This is a genomic window from Noviherbaspirillum suwonense (assembly GCF_900182955.1).
Lineage (GTDB): Bacteria > Pseudomonadota > Gammaproteobacteria > Burkholderiales > Burkholderiaceae_D > Noviherbaspirillum_A > Noviherbaspirillum_A suwonense.
This window is the reverse complement of the sequence record NZ_FXUL01000071.1, coordinates 1-1241: the sequence shown is the minus strand read 5'-3', so window position 1 is coordinate 1241 and position 1241 is coordinate 1. Positions and strand designations below refer to the sequence as shown.

Here is a 1241-nt window from a genome sequence, read left to right as displayed (position 1 = left end):
TGGACTAACTGGGCAATCTCAAGGACGTGTCCGAGCCGCTTGTTCTCAACAACGTCGCCATTGCTGATTTCAGAAAGGCGGTTGTAAGCGGTATAGGGTAGGGCGGCTCCATCGGCTCGCGGTTCAATGCGACCGTCGGGATACTCATAGACATCGATGTACTTGCCAATGAGGCGCCGACTGGCAGGTGTGTCGGTCAGTAAGTAGAGCACCTTGTCATATTGCACGGTCAAGCTGTGCGACACTCGGCGTGGCTCCCGCACCGTAAAGATCAGCTCCAGCGTTTCATCGGGCCGAACGGCACGATGCGCAACGAAATCGTTGCGGGCGGGCTTGGCAAAGCGCCGGTTGTAGTCGGCAATAAAGGTCGGCACATAAGCATTAGCGGCCGACATGTCGGAAATGCCTTGCAGCCGCAGTTCCTTCACCAGGCGGTCCTGCAAAGTCAGGTTGGCGCGTTCGACACGGCCTTTGGCCTGGCTCGAATTGGCGCAGATGCCCTCGATATTGAGCTCAAACAGCGCTCGGCCAAACTGGGTATGGCCATTGCCGCCAGTAGTGTCCTTGCGGTTGACGCGAAAGACACTGTACTTGTCGCTGTAGAAAGCCTGTGGCTTGCCGTATCGTTCGATATAGGCACGCGTCGCCTCGAAATAACTGAAGGTCGATTCCGACTGGGTGAAATGCAGCTGCAGGAGCTGGCTGGTGGCATCGTCCACATACACGAGCAAGGTGCACGCCGGACCTCGGTCTTCGAACCAGTGGTGGTCGCTGCCATCGATCTGGATCAGCTCGCCCAGGCAATGCCGGCGGTTGCGCGGCTGGTAGATCCGTGCCGGGCGCTGGCTCTGTGGTATCCATAGACTGACGGCTGCCATGAGCTTGCGGACGGTTTCCTTTGACAAGTCAATGCCATGTAACTCACGCAGCTTCTCGCAAGCCAGGGTCGGTCCAAAATCGGCATAGCGTTCCCGGACAATGGTCAGAGCAACTTGCGCAAGTTCTTCATCGATGTGGTTATTGCTGGGCCGATTGCAGCGCCACGACACTAAACCCGTAGCGCCTTGCGCTTCGTAGCGTCGTACTAAGCGCCGAACTTGACGCACACTCAACTTCAGTCGGCTGGCGGCTTGCCCAGGCTTTAGGCCACCATCAACTACTTGTTGAATTACTTTAAGCTGATCCAGCGCGCGCATCGTCATCGTGATACTCCCAGCTTTGTTCATCGCGATCTCCCTGTG

The 1241-nt window shown here is 57.1% G+C and carries 1 protein-coding gene; it reads right to left on the bottom strand.

Annotation, left to right across the window (positions count from 1 at the left end; all coding sequences use genetic code 11):
• A partial coding sequence (locus QOL82_RS29125; protein WP_283445822.1) for an ISNCY family transposase occupies nucleotides 1-1226 on the bottom strand: 1226 nt, incomplete at its 3' end.
• Nucleotides 1227-1241 lie beyond the last annotated feature (15 nt).